This window comes from Parabacteroides hominis, assembly GCF_014287585.1.
Classification (GTDB): domain Bacteria; phylum Bacteroidota; class Bacteroidia; order Bacteroidales; family Tannerellaceae; genus Parabacteroides; species Parabacteroides hominis.
This window is the reverse complement of the sequence record NZ_JACOOJ010000082.1, coordinates 1-4859: the sequence shown is the minus strand read 5'-3', so window position 1 is coordinate 4859 and position 4859 is coordinate 1. Positions and strand designations below refer to the sequence as shown.

Sequence of the window (4859 nt, the reverse complement as noted above, 5' to 3'; positions counted from 1 at the left end):
GATGTACCAAGTTCTGCAAAGACTCTGATCGTTTCTTTTGTAGGTATGAAGTCCCAGGAAGTCGGGGTAAAACCGACGTTACATGTCTTGTTGGCATCAGACAATCAGATGCTTGACGAAGTTATGGTTGTCGCTTATGGTACTGCTAAAAAATCATCATTTACCGGAGCAGCTTCATCAGTGAATGCAGAGAAAATATTAAAAGATGTACCTGTTACATCTTTTGAGCAAGCCTTGCAAGGCGCAACAACAGGTCTGACTGTTAATTCAAGCAGCGGACAGCCTGGTGCAGGTTTAAGTATTCGTATTCGTGGTACAGGTTCCATGAACGCCACAAATGAACCTCTCTATGTAATTGACGGAGTACCCGTTGTTTCCGGTGATATTGCCGTATCTGGAGTAAACAATGATTCAAAAGCATTCAATATTATGTCTTCAATCAATCCGAGCGATATTGAAAACATTACGGTTTTGAAAGACGCGGCAGCTGCTTCCTTGTACGGTTCACGTGCCGCAAATGGTGTAATCCTTATTACGACGAAAAGAGGTAAGGAAGGTAAAACCCAAATCAATTTTAAAGCAAACTGGGGCTTTTCCGACTGGGCTGTTAAAAACAGAGAAACTGTTTCCGGGGAACAGCAACATGAACTTACCTATGAAGCTTATTACAATGAAGGTATCCTGTACAAGGATATGTCAGATGAGGAAGCAAGAGCTTATGCGCAGGATGGTGCAGATACTTTCGCCCCTCTGAGAGATCGCTATTCAAACTGGGAAGATGCATTGTTCAAGAAAACAGCATTCAACCAGAATTATGAATTTTCAGCACAAGGAGGTAGCGAGCAGACCAGTTTCTTTGCTTCATTAAACTACAAAACAGAAGACGGTATGATCAATACAACCGGTATGGAAGGTTTTACCGGTAGAGCTAACGTTACCCACAGATCAAAAGATGGGAAGATGCAGATGGGAGCAAACATCTCATTCTCAAAACAAAAATCAGAAATGGCTTCGGAAGGTACAGCTTATGCCAATGCCTATTTTGTTAAAAACTGGTATGCTATTCCTAACATTCCTATCTATAATGAAGATGGATCGTTTTACGACGGTTTCCCGTTGGCTCAGTTAAACGTGCCTAACCCATTAAAAGACCAGGGACTGGACAAAAACACCTCGGAAGTATTGAGAAGCACCAACTCCCTGTGGGCTTCTTATAAAATAATCGAAGGTTTGACAATCAAGGAAACAATAAGTTATGACTTTATCGACAACCAGTCTACGACTTATTGGCCGATGAATTCAAATAACGGTGAGGCTTACAAAGGTTTGATGATCAAATATCCGTATCAGCATCACAATATCTATTCATCAACAGTATTGAATTATACCAATACATTTGCTGACAAACATAATTTGGATGTTTTGGTCGGTTGGGATGTCGATGATAGAAAAGAACAATATGTCCAGGCTGTCGGAGCTAACTATCCGCACGATAAACTGCCGGAGCTGGAGAACACTTCGGAACCGATGACGGCAGCGTCCGGATATAAGGAAGACCACCTGTTGTCTTTGCTCTCCCGTATCAACTATGACTACGATAACAAGTATTATATTTCAGCAAATTACCGTCGTGACGGTAGTTCGAGATTAGGAGCAAACAAACGTTGGGGTAACTTCTGGTCTGTTTCAGGTGCTTGGAGATTGAGCCAGGAAGCTTTCATGAAGGATTTGACTTATGTTGATGATTTAAAACTGAGAGTTTCATACGGTATAAATGGTACTTTGCCTTCTAAATTTTATTCCCACTTAAGTCTGTTCGGTTATGGTTATAACTATCAGGATCAACCGGGATCTGCTCCTACGACTATCCCTAACCCTGATTTGGGATGGGAAAAGAATGAGAACTTCAACATCGGTTTTGATGCCAGACTGTTCGGCCGTTTAAGCGTCGCATTCGATTTCTATAATCGTGAAACAAAAGACTTGCTGCAGGATGTTCCGGTATCTATGACCACAGGTTTCAATAACACATTGAAAAATGTGGGTGCTATGAATAACCGCGGTATAGAATTGGATGTAAACTATGACGTATTCAACGAAACTGCTCTAAAATGGTCTACCGGTATTGTTTTGTCTCACAATAAAAATAAGGTCAGCAAACTGTATGGAGGAAAAGACATCATTGACGGAACTACTATTTTAAGAGAAGGTGAATCTTATTATTCCTGGTGGAGTCGTGAATGGGCTGGCGTCGATCCGCAAACAGGTGAAGAGCAATGGGTATTGAACACAGAGAATGAAGATGGAACAATTAATCGTGAATTGACTAAAGACCCGTCACAGGCTCAACGTGTTATCGTTGGAAAACCGGACCCTAAAATAACCGGGGGATGGAGAAATACTCTTTCTTGGAAAGGATTGGATTTAAATGCTTTATTTTCATTCTCTTTAGGTGGTCATATCATGGATGATCCTGCGTTGCTGTACACTGATACGGATGGTGAAACAGCATATCAATCCATCGGTATCCAGCAGTTGGACAGATGGCAGAAGCCTGGCGATATCACAGATGTTCCGAGACGTATCAATAGCTACCAATATGCTCGTTACGGAAGTTCCCGCCATATGAAAAGCTCAAATCATCTTCGTCTGAAAACCGTGACATTATCTTATAATTTGCCTTCAAAATGGATGCAGGCTGCCGGAATGAGAAATGTCAGAATCTTTGCATCCGGTAATAACCTGTTGACATGGGCTGCTTATAAGAATATTGATCCTGAACAACCGGTTAAAGGTGTAGCTACTTGGGCATTGCCTAACTTGAAATCAGTAACATTTGGTATTGAAATCGGATTGTAATCCGGAATTCGTTTTACTATAAATAATAACAATGATGAATAGACTAAATATAAAATCTATATTTGTTGCTGCTGCAATAGCTTCAGTTACATTTACATCTTGTGATGGATATCTGGAAACTCTCCCTTCAGATTCATTGGTCAGTACAGATGCTATCACATCTTTGCAAGATGTAGAAACAGCATTGAATGGTACATACTACAGTTTAAAAGACGACAGCTATTACGGTTGTGACTTTGTTTCACGTGCCGAAGTCGGAGGTGAAGATGTGCAGACAATTTCTTCCGGTGGTTTAAGAACAGATACTTATTACCGTTTCACGCATCGTCAGAATAACTCGCCGGAAGATCTGTGGAGTTTTCCGTACAAGATCATTAATCGCGCCAATGTATTGCTAAACGCAATTGAAACAGGCGACCTTCCTGCCGGAGATGAACTCAATAACGCAAAAGGAGAGGCTTTGGCTCTTCGCGCTTTATGTCACTTTGACTTGCTAATCACATACGGGAAACCCTATTTTGTAGATAATGGAGCCACTCCGGGCGTCGTATTAGTGAAAGAGGTTTTGAGCGCAGACGATCTACCAGGCCGTTCAACTGTAGCAGAAGGATATGAAATGGTCATCAACGATTTGGAAGAAGCTTTGAAATATATTGGAACGGATGTAAAAGACGGACGTTTCAACAGTTGGGCTGTAAAAGGCTTGCTGGCACGTGTCAATCTATATAAAAGGGATTGGGACAAGGCTTTTTCTTATGCTGAAGATGTAATTAATAATTCTCCGTATTCTTTGTTGAAAACAGAAAATTATGTGGCAGCATGGTCGGGAAGATACTCTTCGGAATCTGTATTCGATCTGGAAATCTCGGATTTGGATGCCGGTAATCGTGAAATGTTTGGTTATGTAGTCGATCCTAAAGGGTATGCAGCTGTTTCCAACACAAAAGAATTTGAGGATCTTATTAATGAGAATCCGGATGACATCCGTCGCAATTTGTTAGCTGCTACATCGGTTGAAGGTCGTACTTATATGAATAAATATCCGGGTATCAATGGTAAAGCTGCCGTAAACAACATCCGTGTAATTCGTCTGTCGGATATTTATTTGATCGCTGCAGAGGCTGCATTAAAAAAATCGTCGGCTGATCAGGCCAGTGCAAATAAATATTTGAATGCAATTATCAAACGCGCTATTCCTTCCGCAACAGATGTGACTGCAACTGAAGCATTGGTCTTGAAAGAAAGACGCAAGGAATTGGTAATGGAAGGCCATCGTTTTTACGACATCATGCGTTTAGGAATTACGGTAACCCGCAAAGGGGGATATCACTTCCTGAACAATACCGATCTTATTTCTCCGAGCTATCAGGATTATCGAACGATTTTGGCAATACCGCAGGCTGAAATCGATGTTAATCCTAATATCAAACAGAACGAAGGGTACTTCTAAAAAATAGAATCTGAATGAAAAGGGTCGTGTCATAATTCACTATCCTGTAATCCCGGACTTGATCCGGGAGCGCATTCTTTTAAGCAATATACATGAAACCGATTAATTTGAAATGAGTTGATTTCAAATTAATCGGTTTCATATTTATGGCATTCAACTATTGTCACTACGTTTGTTTATAATAAAAAGATTGTTCTATGGAAGCACCATTCGTTTACGGACGTATTGCCGATGATCGGAATTTTACTGATACCGGAAAGCGAATATCAGATGAATGATCCGGAAGTATGATTGCCGACAAAATGAAAAATCATCCATATTATACTCCGCAATTAAGGTAGAACCATAGTCCTATTTACGATCATCTTTGAAAAAACCATTATTTAGAGTATATATATTAATACTCTGTATATCAAATACATGCACATAAATCATATTCGATGCATTATTTCTTATAAATAGATAATAGCTTAGACTACATGTATAATTAATCCATTAACAATCAGGATATTGCAGATATACCAAGTTCTGCAAAGACTCTGGTAATTTC

General features: G+C 40.1%; 2 protein-coding genes and 1 pseudogene. All 3 read left to right on the top strand.

What is annotated here, in order from left to right; all coding sequences use genetic code 11:
* On the top strand, window positions 1–2859 hold a 2859-nt coding region (locus H8S65_RS20655; RefSeq protein ID WP_255489340.1), incomplete at its 5' end, for a SusC/RagA family TonB-linked outer membrane protein.
* A 31-nt stretch (window positions 2860–2890) separates the two neighbouring features.
* Window positions 2891–4309, top strand: a complete 1419-nt coding sequence (locus H8S65_RS20650; protein ID WP_186931691.1) for a RagB/SusD family nutrient uptake outer membrane protein — start codon at window positions 2891–2893, stop codon at window positions 4307–4309.
* A gap of 242 nt (window positions 4310–4551) precedes the next feature.
* Window positions 4552–4644: pseudogene (locus tag H8S65_RS21415) on the top strand (AAA family ATPase); the annotation flags it as partial.
* Window positions 4645–4859 lie beyond the last annotated feature (215 nt).

Excerpts from the sequence above, each read along its gene's own strand:
- H8S65_RS20650 (WP_186931691.1), top strand. The coding sequence starts at position 2,891 with ATGATGAATAGACTAAATATAAAATCTATATTTGTTGCTGCTGCAATA.